Raw genomic sequence first — 14,171 nt, forward strand, 5'->3', positions numbered from 1 at the left:
GCGTACCTATCCTGGCCGGGCCGATCCCGGACGGGGCGCGGGGGGCGGTGTGGGCGAAGCCTGCGCGGGGTCGCCCCACCATCCTCACGTTGGGACGCAGATGCGTTTTTCCTTCGCACGTCGTGCCGCCACCGCGGCCGTCGTCGCCGGTTTCCTCGTCCTGCCCGGGTCAGCCCCGGCGCAGGCCGCGGAGACCAGCACGGTCAGCGGACGGCTGACCACCAGCTCCGGCGCCGGCGCGGCCGACGCCCAGGTCGAGGTGTTCGACGCCGACAGCTACGCCACGGCCGGCTGGACCACCACCGACAGCGACGGCCGCTGGTCGGTCGGCGGGCTGGACGCGGGGCGCTACCTCGTCGGCTTCCACCCGGTCGACCAGCCGGCGCAGTACTACCGGCAGCAGGCCGTGATCTGGGACGCCGACCCGGTGACGGTCGGCAGCGGCGAGACCGCCACCGCCGACGACCAGCTCCGGGCCACCGGCCTGCTCACCGGGCGGATCACCGACGCCGGTGGCGCACCCGTCGCCTGGCTCAGCATCTACGCCGACCGGCCCGACAACTCCGCGAACGCCTACGGGTCCACCGACGAGGACGGGCGCTTCCGGATCGCCGCGACGCCCGGCGACTACACCCTCTCCTTCCGGCCGATCGAGGGCTCCTACCAGACCCAGTACGTTCCCGGGAAGCTCGACGAGGTCGACGCCGGCCGCTACCGGGTGACCGCCGACCAGGAGACCGTGGTCAACGAGACGGTGCTGCCCACCGGCAGCCTCACCGGCACGTTCACCACCGCGGCCGGCGCGCCGCTCGCCTCCGCCCGGGTCGCGGTCAACACCGCCAACATGTACGGCGGGGTCGACGCCGAGACCGCTGCCGACGGCACCTTCACCGTCCCGGCGCTGCTGGCCGGCTCCTACAAGGTGCGTTTCGAGACCGACGACCGGACGCAGTACTACCGGGGCAAGCTCGACTACACCGACGCGAACCTCGTGGTGGTGCGCGGCGGCCAGCGGACCCGGATCGCCGACGCGCTGCTCGGCACCGGCTCCGTGCGGGTCCGCGCCGTCGACTCGGTCACCGGCGCCCCGGTGACCGACTTCTGCGTCGAGTCGGCGGAGACGTGCAGCCGGGGCACCGGGGCCGTCACCCTCACCGGCCTGCCGCAGGGCCGGCACGAGATCTACGTCTACACGGCGGACCGCCTGCACTTCGACCGCCGCCTCACCGTGCGGGTGCTGGCCGGCCAGACCACCGAGGTCGCCCCGAAGCTGCGCCCGGGCGCGCTGATCACCAGCACCATCGTCGACCGGGCCACCGGGCGGCCGGTGGCCGACGTCTGCCTCGACGCGTTCCTGCCCAAGCAGGCCGGGCTGGTGGACGGGCACGGAAACTGCAGCGACCAGGCCGGACGAATCCGGGTGGGTCCGCTGGCCGGTGGCACCTACCGGCTCTTCGCCGACCCGGGCGACGCCCCCTACGGTCGGCAGTGGGTCGGCGCCGACGGCGGCACCGGTGACGAGCGGCAGGCCGCCACCGTCACCGCGACGGTCGGTACGGTGACCGCCGGGCCGCAGGTCCGGCTCGACCCGGCCGGCCGGATCACCGGCACGGTCACCGACGCGGCCACCGGCAAGCCGGCGAACTCGGTCGACGTCTCGGTGCTGACCGGTCACCCCGGTGTCGGCGTCAACGACGCCAGCACCGACGAGCAGGGCCGCTACACGCTCGACCGCCTCGGCCCGTACGACTGGCCGGTGGTCTTCAGCGGCCACCCGTACGCCGTCCACTGGTCCGGTGACGCGGTCAGCCGCTACACCGCCACGCCGGTGCCGGTGACCGCCGGGGGCACCGCGACCCTCGACACCGCCATGCGGGCGGGCAGCACGGTGACCGGCACGTTCACCAACCAGGACGGCGCGTCGTTCACCAACGGCTGGGTGGTCGCCCGCAGCGCCGACACCGGCGACGTTGCCGGCTCCGGCTGGATGTCCGACGGCCGCTACACGCTCCAGGTCACCGGCCGCCAGCGCGTCTACGTCACCTACGACGTGTCGTTCGCCGGCCAGGACTACTCCGGCCGCTACCTGGTGACCGACCCGGACGGCACCCGCAAGCTCGGCTTGTTCGTGGTGCCGGCCACCGGCACGCTCACCGCCGACCTGGTGGTCCCGACGAGCTGACCCGGCACGTGCGGGGCCAGTCCGTGGGCCGGCCCCGCACTGCTGTTCCGGTCCCGTCGTCCACAACGGGTCCGCGCTCATCCACCGAGTTGTCCACAGGTGTGCGGCGTTATCCACAGGTTGTGCACAGCGCCGTCCACGCTGCGCTTGACATTCACGCTGAGCGGGCGAGACTGCCGGGGATGACCGCAGCCGACGACCAGCAGCCGGCGGGGCAGCCCGTCGCGGCGGCCCCGGTCCCCGGCCCGCGCGTCCCGCAGCGGACCCGGGTCGTGCTGGCCGAGGTCTCCCGGACCGGCAGCCGCGCCGACCGCACCCGCTCCGAGCTGACCCAGCAGACCCGGGTCGGCGAGACGCTGGTGCAGGGCCTGATGCGCGCCCAGCTCTCGCTGGCGCTGCGGCTCAGCCTGCTGGTGGTGATCGGGCTGGGCGGCCTGCCGTGGCTGTTCGCCATCGCGCCGTCGGTCGGGCGGGTCACCGTGCTCGGCGTGAACCTGCCGTGGGTGCTGCTCGGGGTGGCCGCGTTCCCGTTCCTGATCGTGGTCGGCTGGGCGTACGTGCGGCTGGCGGAACGCAACGAGCAGGACTTCGTCGACCTGGTCCAGCGGCCGGAGCGCTGATGGCCAACGGGTACGTGGTCCCCGCGATCGTGGCGGTCACCCTGGTCACCGTCGGCATCGGCTTCTACGGCCTGCGGCTGGCCCGCACCACGTCCGACTTCCTGGTCGCGTCCCGGGCGGTCAGCCCGACCTGGAACGCCGCCGCGATCGGCGGGGAGTACCTGTCGGCGGCCAGCTTCCTGGGCGTGGCCGGCCTGATCCTCAAGTACGGCGTGGACGTGCTCTGGTACCCGGTCGGATTCGCCGCCGGCTACCTGGCGTTGCTGCTGTTCGTGGCCGCCCCGCTGCGCCGCTCCGGCGCGTTCACGCTGCCGGACTTCTGCGAGGTGCGGCTCGGGTCGCGTCGGCTCCGCACGATCGCCACCGTCTTCGTGATCTTCATCGGTTGGCTCTACCTGGTGCCGCAGTTGCAGGGCGCCGGGCTGACGTTGGCCACGCTGACCGGGTCGCCGTACCCGGTCGGGGCGCTGCTGGTGGCCGTGGTGGTGACCGCGAACGTGGCGCTGGGCGGCATGCGGGCGATCACGTTCGTGCAGGCTTTTCAATACTGGCTCAAGTTGACCGCGCTCGCCGTACCGGCGATCTTCCTGGCGTTGCAGTGGCAGGCCGACGCCCGCCCGGCGGTGACGCCACCCGACGGGCCGGCGTTCCGGACCGCGACCACCGTGGTGGTCGAGCACCGCGCGACGCTCACCCTGCCCGACGGCGACGTGCGGGAGGTACGCCCCGGCGACCGCCTCGACTTCGCCGCCGGTGACCCGGTGCCGGAGGTGTCCGGCGCGGCGATCGCCGCCACCGACTGGCTGCTGCCGGACACCGCCGGCGACGACGACCGCAGCCTGTTCGCCACGTACTCCCTGATCCTGGCCACGTTCCTGGGCACCATGGGGTTGCCGCACGTGCTGGTGCGCTTCTACACCAACCCGGACGGCGCCGCCGCCCGGCGCACCACACTCGTGGTGCTGGCCCTGGTCGGCGTCTTCTACCTGCTGCCCACGATCTACGGCGTGCTGGGCCGGATCTACACGCCGCAACTGCTGGTCAGCGGTCAGACCGACGCGGTGGTGGTGCTGCTGCCCGGCGCGGCGCTCGGCGACGGCGTCACCGGCCGGCTGCTCGCCGCACTGGTCGCCGCCGGCGCGTTCGCGGCGTTCCTCTCCACCTCGTCCGGGCTGCTCACCAGCGTCGCCGGGGTGATCTCCACGGATGTGCTGGGCCGCGGCTCGGTACGCGGTTTCCGGCTCGCCACGGTGATCGCCGGCGCGGTGCCGGCGGTGCTCGCGTTGAACGTCTCCGGGCTGGACGTGTCGCAGGTGGTGGGGCTGGCGTTCGCGGTCGCCGCGTCGAGCTTCTGCCCGCTGCTGGTGCTCGGCATCTGGTGGCGCGGCCTGACCGACCTGGGCGCCGCCGCCGGGGTGCTGGTGGGCGGCGGTGCGGCGATCGGCGCGGTGCTGGTCACCGTGCTGGGCCCGCCGCTGACCGGCTGGCCGGCGACGCTCACCACCCAGCCGGCGGCGTGGACGGTGCCGCTGGCGTTCACGGTGATGGTGGTGGTCTCCATGGCCAGCCGGCGACGCCTGCCCCGCGACGTCGGCACCACCATGCTCCGCCTGCACACGCCGGAGTCGCTGCGCCTGTAGGCGCCTACCTCTCAGGTATGACGGAAAGATCGTCCTTCGGCCCGAGCAGGCGCTGGCCGGGGCGGGCTACCGTCGGACCATGACCGATCAGCACCCGGCCCTGCACCTCCGTGGCCTGGCCAAGCGCTTCGACACGAAGGTCGCGGTGGCCGGGGTCGACCTGGCCGTGCCGACCGGCTCGTTCTACGGCCTGCTCGGCCCGAACGGGGCCGGCAAGACCACCACCCTCTCCATGGCCGTCGGCCTGCTGCGGCCCGACGCCGGCGAGGCCCGCGTCCTCGGGTACGACGTCTGGGCCGACCCGGTCCGCGCGAAGAGCCTGCTCGGCGTGATGCCGGACGGCGTACGCCTCTTCGACCGGCTGAGCGGGGCGGAGCTGCTGGCGTACCACGGTCTGCTGCGCGGCATGGACCCGGCGGTGGTCGACCAGCGGGCGGCGGAGCTGCTCGACGTGCTGGCGCTCGGCGACGCCGGCCGCACGCTGGTGGTCGACTACTCGGCCGGCATGAAGAAGAAGATCGGCCTGGCCTGCGCGCTGCTGCACGGCCCGCGCCTGCTGGTCCTCGACGAGCCGTTCGAGGCGGTCGACCCGGTCTCGGCGGCGCTGATCCGGGACATCCTGCACCGGTACGTGACCGGTGGCGGCACGGTGGTCTTCTCCAGCCACGTGATGGAGGTGGTCGAGCGGCTCTGCTCGCACGTGGCGATCCTGGCCGACGGCACGATCAAGCGGGTCGGCACGCTGACCGAGGTGCGCGGCGACCGGTCGCTGGAGGACGTCTTCGTCGAGGTCGTCGGCGGCCGGACCGCGACCGGCGAGGAGCTGTCGTGGCTGTCCCGGTGACCGCCGTCGAGCCCCCGGCGCGGGCCGTCTCGCCCCGGCACTTCGTCCGGCTGAAGCTGCGGGTGCTCGGCAACAACTTCCGTGGCCAGGCGTGGCGGATCGCGCTGTTCGTGCTGGGTGTGCTGTTCGCGCTCTGGTTCGCCGCGACCGGGTTCTTCCTGCTGGCCGCGCCCGGCCTGGCCGACGAACCCCGGTACGCGTTGCTGGCCGCCGCGTTCGGCGGCGGCGTGCTGACGCTCGGCTGGCTGCTGCTGCCGCTGGTCTTCTTCGGCGTGGACGAGACGCTGGACCCGGCCCGGTTCGCGCTGCTGCCGCTCTCCCGCCGGACCCTGGTCACCGGCCTGCTCGCCGCCGCGCTGGTCAGCGTGCCGGCGCTGGCCACCCTGATCACGGTGGCCGGGTTGGTGATCACCGCGGGCGCGCTGGGCGGCTGGTCGGCCGCGCTGGTGGAGGCCGTCGGCGTGGTCACCGGGCTGCTGGTCTGCGTGGCCGGGGCCCGCGCGCTGACCAGCGCGTTCGCCACCATGCTGCGGTCCCGTCGGGTCCGTGACCTGGCCGCCGTGCTGCTCGCGGTGCTGGCCGCGCTGCTCGGGCCGTTGCAGTTGCTGGTGCTGGCCGCGGTGCGCAGCGCCGACTGGGACCGGCTGACCGGGGTGGCCCGGGTGGTCGGCTGGACGCCGTTCGGCGCGCCCTGGACGGCCGGCATCGACGTGGCCGAGGGCCGGGCCCTCGCGGCCGTGGTGAAGCTGCTGATCACCGCCGCGACGATCGGCGTACTCCTGCTCTGGTGGTCGCGGTCGTTGGAGTCGGCGATGGTCGGCGCGGCGAGCGCCGGGCCGGCGCGGGCCCCGCGCGGCGTGGTCGGCGGCGCGATCGCGCAGCTCTTCCCGCGCGCGGTCGGCTGGGCCCGGCGGGACCGGTTCGGCGCGTTGGTGGCCCGGGAGTGCCGCTACTGGTGGCGGGACGCCCGACGGCGGGCCAACCTGATCACGGTCGCCGTGGTGGGCGTGTTCGTGCCGGTGATGGTCAACCTGGGTGGCGCGTCGCTCGCGGTCGAGGGCGGGGCCGCGTTCGGCGAGGCCAGCGCCAACTCCTCCCCGGTGCTGGTCAGCATCTCCATGGTCTTCGTCGGGGTGCTCGCCTCGGTGACGCTGGCCAACCAGTTCGGTTTCGACGGCAGCGCGTACGCGGCGAACGTGGTCGCCGGCGTGCCGGGCCGGGTGGAGCTGCGGGCCCGGATGACGGCGTTCTCGCTCTACGTGGTGCCGATCCTGCTGGTCGTCGCGGTGGTGCTGGGCGTCGTGCTGGGGCGGCCGGAATGGCTCGGGGTGATGGCCGGCGGGCTGTTCGCCGCGTACGGCTGTGGGCTGGCGATCAACGGGTTCATCTCGGTGCTCGGCGCGTACTCGCTGCCGGAGACCAGCAACCCGTTCGCCATGAACACCGGCGCGGGCATCGCGAAGAGCCTGTTCACGCTGCTGTCCATGGTGTCCTCGGCGGCGGCGGCGATCCCGTTCGTGGTGGCCGCCGGGCTGCTCGGCGACGTCTGGCTCTGGCTGGCGCTGCCGGTCGGCGTGGCGTACGGGACGGGCGCGGCGCTGCTCGGCGCGTACCTGGCCGGGGACGCGTTGGACCGCCGGCAGCCGGAGCTGCTGGCCTCGGTCACGCCGAGGCGCTGATGCCGGTCGTCGAGGCGGTCGTCACCGTGCCGGTCCCGCCGGAGCTGGCGTTCGCGGTCTCCCAGACCGTCGCACCGGTGCGTTACCGGTGGGACCCGTTCGTCCGCGAGCAGCACTTCGTCGACGGCGCGACCCGCCCCGGCCGGGGCGTGCGCACTTTCACCCGCTCCCGGCACGGGTTGACCATGGTCAGCGAGTACGTCTCCTGGGCGCCACCGACCAACGTGGGCATGAAAATGGTCCGTGGACCGTGGTTCTTCGAACGCTTCGGCGGCGGCTGGCGCTTCGCGCCCGGCCCGGAGCCGGGCACCACGGTAGCCACCTGGCGGTACAACTTCCGGTGCCGGCCGGCGTTCCTGCGCCCGGTGGCCGAGCGGATCGGCGGATGGCTGCTCGGCCGGGACATCCGCCGCCGGATCGCCGGGTACGCGGCCGGCTGCGCCGACCCCGAGGTGCTGGCCGCCGCCCGCCGCACGCTGCCGTCCTAGCCTCGGCGCTCGGCGCTCGGCGGCAATTTACTTTTTTTGCGCTATGACCGTGAGTCATAAATATGACCCAGAGTCATGACGGAAAAAACCGGTGCCTTGTTCCGGCCGTGGACCGTCGCCGGAAGGAGGCGCTACACGGTGCGGCGCATCGCGGCGTAGACGTGGTGACCGTCGCCGACGCTGAGCACGTTGACCAGCTCCCAGCCGTAGTTCGACAGGTGCTCGACAGCCTCCATCAACGGCGGGAAGCCGCTGCTGCCCCACTTGTGCCGGGCGATGACCATCAGATGCCGGTGCGGGTAGGCGCGCAGGTCGACCTGACCGCCGACGATGGCCTCGGCGGTGATGACGCGGTCCTGGGCGAGCTTCTGCGGGGGTACGAGAGCCATGCCCCGGAGGGTAGGCGGATCAGTCGAGCGGCGCCCGGTGGAGGTGGGCGAGCAGGGAGCGCCAGGCGTCCGGCGTGAAGGTGAGGGCCGGGCCGGACGGGTCCTTGCTGTCCCGGACCAGCACCACACCGGGCAGGTTGCCCGCCACCTCGACACAGTTGCCGGCGTTGTCGGATCGCGAGGATTTCTGCCATGCGGGCTGGTTCACGACGTCACCTTCAACTTGTGGATCAGATCGAGTGAGGCACGCTCCGGCAGCGCCTCCCCGAGCAGGATCTCCCACTTGCGCAGCATGAGGCGGATCCACTCCGGATAGTCGGCGATCTGCCCTCGCGCCGGGTTGTCGAGGCAGAGCATGTGCTCGCCGCCCGGCAACTCGGCGATGGCGAAGCCGCCGCCGAGTGAGAGATGTGCGCCGATGTCGAGAGGTAGGACATGCAGGCGGACCCGTGGATGTTCTGCCGCGTCGAGTAGCCGGCCGAACTGGCCGTCCATGACCGCCCGCCCGCCGATGGACCGCCGTAACGCGCTCTCGTCGACGATGAAGACGCAGTCCGGCGCATCCGACTTCGCGAGCACCCGCTGGCGAGCCATGCGCAGCGCCAGCAACTCGTCCACCCGGTCCTTCCCGTACAGGCGGCCGGCCTCGAAGATGGCTCGGGCGTATTCCTCGGTCTGAAGGAGGCCGGGGATCGCGCACGGCTCGAAGTTGCGAATCAGGACCGCCTGATCTTCGTAGCCCTGCCAGGGCAGGAACCACGACGGTGAGCGGTCGCCGTCGTACTCCCTCAGCAGGCTTGCCAGGAGGCCGCCGGTGCCGAGCGCCTGGTCGGCGGCGATGGCGAACTCCATCGTCGGTCGGCGGCGGCCGGTCTCGATGGCGGCCACGGTCGACGGGCTCCATCTGATGGTGGCCGACAGCGCCTCCTGCGAGAGGTCCGCTCCGGCGCGGGCAGCTTTCAGCGCCCGGATCCACACCTCGATGTCCATCCTCACCCCGTTGGTAAGTACGCGACTTCGCTCCGTAGTAACTCCTGGCATCCTGCCCTGTCGGTCGGGACGCGTCCAGGGTGGAGGCACGCGGCCCGGCCGGTGGAGGCCACGACCCGGTGGCCGGTCCTGCGACGGGTCGCCCCGACCATCCCCGGTCGGGGCGACCCCTTCCCAGGGAGGCGCGAGTGCGAAGAGATCCGGGAGATCTTGGAAGAAAGGTGCCCCCCGAGGGGCCCGTAGCTTCCAAGATCGGGAGGGACCGGGCGCACGTGCCGATGCGCCCGACGTGGCGGTGCCGGGCGTGCGGGGCGACCGGACCGCGCTGTTGTTCCATCTCGGCGGGCTGCTCGCCGAGGCGAACGAGCAGCTCAGCGACGCCACGGACCGGTACTGGCGCTTCCTCGGCTGGGCGCGGGCCCGGGGCGGCACAATGTTTCACGTGAATCATGAGCAGCCGGGTGCCGAGATCCACCACACCGACCCGTTCGCCGTGCCGGCCGGGCAGCGCTCGCCGGCACGCCGGCTGCGTGGCCGGCTGGCCGCCCCGGTGACGCTCTGGACCGCGCCCGGCCCGGCCGGGCTCACCGTCTCCTCCACGCTGATCGCGGAAGGGGAGCCGGACCGGCTGCTCGGCCTGGTCGACGCGGAGTCGGAGCTGTGGGCGGCGGTCGAGGACGCCGGGCGGTTCGCGGTCGCGCCGCTGGGCCCGCGCCACCGGCAGCTCGCGGACCGCTTCGCCGGCCTCTTCCCGTCGCCCGGCGGCCTGTTCGCGCTGGACGCCTGGACCGAGACGCCGTACGGGCCGGTGCCGGCGGACGCCGGTGGCTGGGCCGGCTGCCGGCTCGACGCGGCCCGCGAGTACGGCTGGGGTCTGCTGGTGGAGGCCACCATCGAGGCGGTCGACCTCCCCGGCGAGAGTGCTCCCCTGCTGCACTACCGGGGCCGCTACCGGGAGCTGACCGACTAGGTCGGGAACCTCCGGCACGAGCGGCCCGGAGGTTCCCGACCGGGCTACTTGGCGAGCCCGCCGCCGCGCTGCTGGCTGGTGGACGGGCCGGACGCGCCACCGCTCGGCGGACGGACGCTCGGGGGGCCGGCTCGGCCCGCGTCACCGGTGGAGGTCATCCGGGCGATCGCGGCAGTGTTCCCGTTCTGGACCTGCGCGATCCGTTCCGTCGGGCTCTCACTGCCCCGCAGGTAGGCACGCTGGACGTCCTGGTTCGTGTACCCACCGTCGCGTACCGCGTCGCGGACGGTCCGGGTCTCCTCCCGATAGGTGAAGCCGCGCTGCCCCGGCTGGCCCGCCGTCCGGAAGTCCAGCCCGGCCGCGGACTGCGTCATGTATTCCGTCATCCCCTCCACGGTGGAGTCGGTGAGACGACTGTCCGGCGCCTGGAGGCTGGGGTGCTCGATGCGGTGGAAGTTCTCGTGGGCCTGCGCGAACACGGTGTGATTGTTCGGGTTGAGGTAGGTGTCGCGTTCCCCGACCGGCCCCCGGGTGGTGATGCCCTCCACGTGCGCGGCCCGCCCGAACGCCTGCCCGGGCGCGCCGGCGTCGTTGGCCGCCACCTGCGACACGAACTCGCTGTAGCCGGGGTGGTGCACCCGGCTGTCGTCCGCCAGCGCCGAACGGTGCTCGTCGGTGTACATGTCGCTGCCGGTCAGATAGTTGCCGACGATGTTCCGGGCGCGGTCGTTGTTCTGCTCCGGGGTGGGGTGCACCACCTGATCCGGTTCCGGGGAGGGGGTCGACTCGGTCGGCTGCCGGCCGACGTACCTGACCTCGCCGGTCGCCGCGTTGCTGATCTGGATGTCCGTGCGCTCGGGGTGATTCGCCCGCACCGCCTCCTCGATCCGCGCGCGCCAGGCGTCGTCCACCGCGAACGGCACCAGCACGGTCGTCCGGTTGGCGTCCTGGCCACTGTGCACGTAGTCGACCTGGATGCTGCTGTCTTCGCCATAGGGCAGGTAGAGGTGCCCTCTCGTCGCTGGCATGGCACTCCTTCCGAAGGTGCCCCCCACGACGGGCCGGGTTCCGTCCGGGTTCACGGTCGACCCGGATCCGACCGGTTAGCGGAGTGATCTGGGTCACTGGGCGCAGCGGGGGCGCCGTTCGGCGCAGCCGTCGCCCGGGGCCAGGCTGAGCCTTTCGCGCCGGGAGGCGCGCTCTCTAGCGTGCCCGGAAAATCCCCCACGCCTGCGAAGGTGGTGATCCACAGATGTCCACGGACACACCCGCGTCCGCACCCTCCGAGTCGACGGCGGAACGGTACCTAGCCGTCCAACGGTCGGACGAGTTCGCCGGGTTGCGGCGCGCGCTGCGCGGCTTCGTCTTCCCGATGACCGTCGCGTTCTTCCTGTGGTACGCGCTCTACGTCATCCTCTCCGCGTACGCGCGGGGATTCATGGGCACGAAGCTGGTCGGCAACATCAACGTCGCCCTGGTCTTCGGCCTGCTCCAGTTCGTCTCCACGTTCGTCATCGCCTGGCTCTACTCGCGGTTCGCCAACCGGCGGATCGACCCGGTCGCCGACCGGATCCGCGCCGAGATGGGGGAGGTGAACCATGAACACGGTCCTCGCGGCTGAGGCGGGCAGCACCACCGCCCGGAACCTCACCATCACGCTGTTCCTGATCTTCGTGGCGATCACGTTGGCGATCACGGTCTGGGCCAGCCGGCAGACCAAGACCGCCACCGACTTCTACGCCGGTGGGCGCTCCTTCTCCGGCTTCCAGAACGGCATGGCGATCGGCGGCGACTACATGTCCGCCGCGTCCTTCCTGGGCATCGCCGGCATCATCGCGCTCTACGGCTACGACGGCTTCCTGTACTCGATCGGCTTCCTGGTCGCCTGGCTGGTGGCGCTGCTGCTCGTCGCCGAACTGCTGCGCAACTCCGGCCGGTACACGATGGCGGACGTGCTGGCGTTCCGGATGCGGCAACGGCCGGTCCGGACCGCGGCGGCGGTCTCCACCATCACCGTGTCGATCTTCTATCTGCTGGCCCAGATGGTCGGCGCGGGCGCGCTGGTGGCGCTGCTGCTCGGCATCAAGCCGGGCACCACGTTCCTCGGCATGGACGCGGACACCGCCAAGGTGGCCACCATCGTGCTGGTCGGCGCGCTGATGATCATCTACGTCACGGTCGGCGGCATGAAGGGCACCACGTACGTCCAGATCGTCAAGGCGTTCCTGCTGATGACCGGCGCGCTGGTGATGACGCTGCTGGTGCTCGCGAAGTACAAGTTCAACCTGTCCTCGCTGCTGGGTGACGCGGCCGCCGCCTCCGGCAAGGGCGCGGCGTTCCTGGAACCCGGGCTGCGTTACGGCGTGGAGACGCCCGGCGACGCGCTGAAGACGTTCTACAGCAAGATGGACCTGCTCTCGTTGGGCATCGCGCTGGTGCTCGGCACGGCCGGCCTGCCGCACATCCTGATCCGCTTCTACACCGTGCCGACCGCGCGGGCGGCCCGCAAGAGCGTGCTCTGGGCGATCGGCATCATCGGCGCGTTCTACCTGCTCACCCTGGCGCTCGGCTTCGGCGCGGCGGCGATCGTCGGCGGGCAGGCGATCACCGCGCAGGACAAGGCCGGCAACACGGCCGCACCGCAGCTCGCCGAGGCGCTCGGCGAGGACTTCTTCGGCGGGAACCTGGGCGGCGCGACCCTGCTGGCGATCATCGCAGCGGTCGCGTTCGCCACGATCCTCGCGGTGGTGGCCGGGCTGACGCTGGCGTCGTCGTCCAGCCTGGCGCACGACTTCTACGCCAACGTGGTGAAGAACGGGCAGACGTCGGAGCGGCAGGAGGTGAACGTCGCCCGGATCTCCGCGCTGGTGATCGGCGCGGTCTCGATCGTACTGTCGATCTTCGCGCAGAACCTCAACGTGGCGTTCCTGGTCGCGTTGGCGTTCGCGGTGGCCGCCTCCGGCAACCTGCCGGCGATCCTCTACAGCCTCTTCTGGAAGCGGTTCAACACCTCGGGCGCGGTGTGGTCGATCTACGGCGGCCTGCTCGCCGCCGTGCTGCTGGTCTTCTTCTCCCCGGTCGTCTCCGGCGCGCCGACGGCGATGTTCCCCGACCACGACTGGCACTGGTTCCCGCTGTCGAACCCGGGCATCCTCTCCATCCCGTTCGGCTTCCTGTGCGGCTGGCTCGGCACGGTCCTGTCCAAGGAGCGCGACGACGACAAGTACGCGGAACTGGAGGTGCGCTCGCTCACCGGCGCGGGCGCGCACTGACGGGTAGCTGTCAAGCGGGGCCCCCGCCTCTACCGGAGGCGTTAAGCGGGGGCCCCGCCTTACCTGTATAGGGTGGCGGGCATGAAGGTTGCCCCGCGGTTTGGTGCCGGACACCGCATTCTCGTCACCGGCGGCGCCGGCTTCGTCCCGTCCCACCTGGTCGACCGGCTCGTCGAGCGCGGTTGCACGGTGGTGGTGCTGGACAACTTCGTCACCGGCTCCAAGGACAACGTGTCCCACCTGCTGGAGAAGCCGACGTTCACGCTGGTCGAGGCGGACATCTCCGACGGCCTGCCGACCGACCACCCGGCGATGACCGAGCGGTTCGACGCGATCCTGCACATGGCGTCCCCGGCCAGCCCGACCGACTTCGAGAAGCTCCCGGTGGAGATCCTCCGGGTGGGCTCGGTCGCCACGCTGGCCCTGCTGGAGCGCGCCACCGCCGACGGCGCGCGGTTCCTGATGGCCTCCACCTCCGAGGCGTACGGGGACCCGAAGGAGCACCCGCAGCGCGAGACGTACTGGGGCAACGTCAACCCGATCGGCATCCGGAGCGTCTACGACGAGGCGAAGCGCTTCTCCGAGGCGGCCACCATGGCGTACCACCGCAGCCGGGGCACGGACACCGCGATCGTCCGGATCTTCAACACGTACGGCCCGCGGATGCGGCCGGACGACGGCCGGGCCATCCCGACGTTCATCTCCCAGGCGCTGCGCGGCGAGCCGATCACGGTGCACGGCACCGGCAACCAGACGCGCTCCATCTGCTACGTCGACGATCTGGTGCGGGGCATCCTGCTGCTGCTCGACTCGACGCAGACCGGGCCGATCAACTGCGGCACCGAGCACGAGATGTCGATGCGGCAACTCGCTGAGACGATCGTGTCACTCACCGGAAGCACCTCCGAGGTGAGCTACATCACGCGCGCCTCGGACGACCCGGAGATGCGCCGCCCGGACCTGACGCTCGCCCGTGAGCTGCTCGGATACGAGCCGAGCGTGACGCCCGAAGACGGCCTCGGACGCACCATCGCGTACTTCCGCGGGCGGCTAGGGTACTGAGCCCGGCTGTCAGCCGGCTGAGCGCCGCGCGCGCC

General features: G+C 72.0%; 14 protein-coding genes. 10 read left to right on the top strand and 4 right to left on the bottom strand.

All coding sequences use genetic code 11. The features are described from left to right. Positions 1–100: 100 nt before the first annotated feature. The 6 genes from OG767_RS00685 to OG767_RS00710 all read left to right on the top strand — a co-directional run bounded on the left by OG767_RS00685 (position 101) and on the right by OG767_RS00710 (position 7,453). Positions 101–2,182, top strand: coding sequence for a carboxypeptidase regulatory-like domain-containing protein (locus OG767_RS00685; RefSeq protein ID WP_405091716.1), 2,082 nt, complete (start codon positions 101–103; stop codon positions 2,180–2,182). A gap of 182 nt (positions 2,183–2,364) precedes the next feature. Beyond that, a complete protein-coding gene (locus OG767_RS00690) occupies positions 2,365–2,802 on the top strand; it encodes a hypothetical protein (protein ID WP_107156467.1) in 438 nt (145 codons plus the stop codon). After that, the gene (locus tag OG767_RS00695; RefSeq protein ID WP_357298594.1) at positions 2,802–4,442 is read left to right on the top strand and encodes a cation acetate symporter; all 1,641 of its coding nucleotides are present in this window, start codon (positions 2,802–2,804) and stop codon (positions 4,440–4,442) included. The genes OG767_RS00690 and OG767_RS00695 overlap by 1 nt, the downstream gene beginning before the upstream one ends. Positions 4,443–4,521: 79 nt before the next feature. Further along, on the top strand, positions 4,522–5,286 hold the full coding sequence (locus OG767_RS00700) for an ABC transporter ATP-binding protein (protein ID WP_107156465.1): 765 nt from the start codon (positions 4,522–4,524) through the stop codon (positions 5,284–5,286). Then, complete coding sequence (locus OG767_RS00705) at positions 5,271–6,965, top strand: ABC transporter permease (protein WP_405091717.1); 1,695 nt, start codon at positions 5,271–5,273, stop codon at positions 6,963–6,965. The genes OG767_RS00700 and OG767_RS00705 overlap by 16 nt, the downstream gene beginning before the upstream one ends. Beyond that, complete coding sequence (locus OG767_RS00710; RefSeq protein ID WP_405091718.1) at positions 6,965–7,453, top strand: SRPBCC family protein; 489 nt, start codon at positions 6,965–6,967, stop codon at positions 7,451–7,453. Before OG767_RS00705 ends, OG767_RS00710 begins: the two co-directional genes overlap by 1 nt. A gap of 131 nt (positions 7,454–7,584) precedes the next feature. Here OG767_RS00710 and OG767_RS00715 read toward each other — a convergent pair whose 3' ends face one another. From OG767_RS00715 to OG767_RS00725, 3 genes are read right to left on the bottom strand one after another with little or no spacing between them, the layout of a single operon-like run. After that, positions 7,585–7,842 (bottom strand): hypothetical protein, encoded by a 258-nt coding sequence (locus OG767_RS00715; protein ID WP_281934068.1) that lies wholly within the window; start codon positions 7,840–7,842, stop codon positions 7,585–7,587. 19 nt (positions 7,843–7,861) lie between these two features. After that, positions 7,862–8,050, bottom strand: coding sequence for a DUF397 domain-containing protein (locus OG767_RS00720; RefSeq protein WP_405091719.1), 189 nt, complete (start codon positions 8,048–8,050; stop codon positions 7,862–7,864). After that, positions 8,047–8,832, bottom strand: a complete 786-nt coding sequence (locus OG767_RS00725) for a Scr1 family TA system antitoxin-like transcriptional regulator (RefSeq protein ID WP_405091720.1) — start codon at positions 8,830–8,832, stop codon at positions 8,047–8,049. Before OG767_RS00725 ends, OG767_RS00720 begins: the two co-directional genes overlap by 4 nt. A 346-nt stretch (positions 8,833–9,178) precedes the next feature. Between OG767_RS00725 and OG767_RS00730 the strand changes: the two genes are divergently transcribed. Continuing rightward, complete coding sequence (locus OG767_RS00730; RefSeq protein WP_405094098.1) at positions 9,179–9,802, top strand: flavin reductase family protein; 624 nt, start codon at positions 9,179–9,181, stop codon at positions 9,800–9,802. Positions 9,803–9,846: 44 nt separating this feature from the next. Here the strand turns inward: OG767_RS00730 and OG767_RS00735 are convergent, their stop codons facing one another. Continuing rightward, a complete protein-coding gene (locus OG767_RS00735) occupies positions 9,847–10,830 on the bottom strand; it encodes a hypothetical protein (RefSeq protein WP_405091721.1) in 984 nt (327 codons plus the stop codon). Positions 10,831–11,054: 224 nt separating this feature from the next. Between OG767_RS00735 and OG767_RS00740 the strand changes: the two genes are divergently transcribed. The 3 genes from OG767_RS00740 to OG767_RS00750 all read left to right on the top strand — a co-directional run bounded on the left by OG767_RS00740 (position 11,055) and on the right by OG767_RS00750 (position 14,136). Then, a complete protein-coding gene (locus tag OG767_RS00740) occupies positions 11,055–11,423 on the top strand; it encodes a DUF485 domain-containing protein (RefSeq protein ID WP_091061706.1) in 369 nt (122 codons plus the stop codon). Next, complete coding sequence (locus tag OG767_RS00745) at positions 11,401–13,074, top strand: cation acetate symporter (protein WP_405091722.1); 1,674 nt, start codon at positions 11,401–11,403, stop codon at positions 13,072–13,074. The genes OG767_RS00740 and OG767_RS00745 overlap by 23 nt, the downstream gene beginning before the upstream one ends. Positions 13,075–13,155: 81 nt before the next feature. After that, on the top strand, positions 13,156–14,136 hold the full coding sequence (locus OG767_RS00750) for an NAD-dependent epimerase/dehydratase family protein (RefSeq protein ID WP_107156559.1): 981 nt from the start codon (positions 13,156–13,158) through the stop codon (positions 14,134–14,136). Positions 14,137–14,171 lie beyond the last annotated feature (35 nt).

Source organism: Micromonospora sp. NBC_01392, assembly GCF_045040125.1.
In the GTDB taxonomy this organism is placed as follows: Bacteria; Actinomycetota; Actinomycetes; order Mycobacteriales; family Micromonosporaceae; genus Micromonospora.